Source organism: Acetobacterium malicum subsp. dehalogenans DSM 11527 (genome assembly GCF_000472665.1).
GTDB lineage: Bacteria > Bacillota > Clostridia > Eubacteriales > Eubacteriaceae > Acetobacterium > Acetobacterium malicum.
On the sequence record NZ_AXAC01000077.1, the window covers coordinates 1 to 1,359 of the forward strand.

Below are 1,359 nucleotides of genomic sequence, written 5' to 3' on the forward strand. Positions count from 1 at the left end.
TTTGATGATTGTTACCGACGATGAGGGCTGGCTATTCTATAGGGGCTTGGAAAATTCCTTGCGCGTTTTGACTGAACTATTATTGACAATTCCAGAACTTATTTTTTTGAATAACACCGTGTCTCCATATCATCTTCCATACGATATGGAGACATTTTGTTCGTCATATTTATCCTTTTAAGGTCTGTACTATCATCAACTTGCCCGACCATGACCCTTCCCAATTGGCGCATACTCCCACAGGTTTCTAATGATAAGCGAAATGTTTCTATGACATGAGTATATTATCATATTTGATATATGACAATCGAAGCGTCCCTCATATCATACGGAAATTATACGTTTAAGAATAAACGGCTATTGGAATAACTATCATGGCTGGTGCTTCAATTTTAAACTGAACTTCTGGTAAATTAAATGCCGACAATTCGTCAGATTTAAAAACACCTAACATTTCCGATAAACTTTTATCATCCAATATACCAAGTGTATTTTTTCTTAAAAGATTTATTGACGAAGTTTCATCATTACATACTTTAATAACCTTTCCTAAAACTTTGAAGTGTCCACCATACATTTCTGATATATTTTCATTTGATAAATATTGTTCTTGTGCTGATATTACGGTAGTAGTATTATTATTTTTTATAATAAAATCTACCGTACCTGACACTTTAAGTTCTTCTAAAAAAGCCTTAATCTGTTTTGTTTCTTTTCTTACTTTAGTAACTTTATCTTTTGCATTGCTTTTCTGACCTAGCGGAGGGTCATCATTAAAAATTTCACTCATTTTCATAAAGTCCAAATATTTTTCAAGTAATTCAATCATGGGATTTTTTCTCAATTCTCCTGCTACTTCAACAAAATCTCCTGACTCAATACTGTTAATATCTATTTCTTGGTTATGTCTACACCCTAATAGTTCATTATCTATAAGTGAACTTCTGAACTTTGATAATAACGATACGTTAGTATGCACCTTTTCAGATTTAACTAGCTGTTGATTGTCTTTAGAAGAACTCTTCTCTACACCTGCATCTAATTGAATTTTTAATAGTTTGTCCAAAATAGCCTTTGTTGAAAATCCTCCACTTATCTTTCCCGTTGTCTCACTACCGCTTTGTATAGAATTGCTAACCTCACTTACTGCAGTGAAGCCATCTTCAATTATAGCAAGCATATCAAGAACTGTCTTTTCATTCAAGTAAATTGGAATCATAAGTTGTTCTTTACTTATTTTTTCGTTCTTAGCCAATTTTTATACCCCTCGTATAATAAATTTAAACACAAAGTGTTTAGTTAGTTTTTTAAATCACTTGGATATTGAACCCTATTCCTGGATAATAGAGATATGGAATA

The 1,359-nt window shown here is 32.2% G+C and carries 1 protein-coding gene; it reads right to left on the reverse strand.

The annotated features are described in order from the left end of the window. Positions 1-343: 343 nt before the first annotated feature. A complete protein-coding gene (locus A3KS_RS0117145; RefSeq protein WP_026395930.1) occupies positions 344-1,255 on the reverse strand; it encodes a DUF6414 family protein in 912 nt (303 codons plus the stop codon). Between the last annotated feature and the right edge of the window lie 104 nt (positions 1,256-1,359).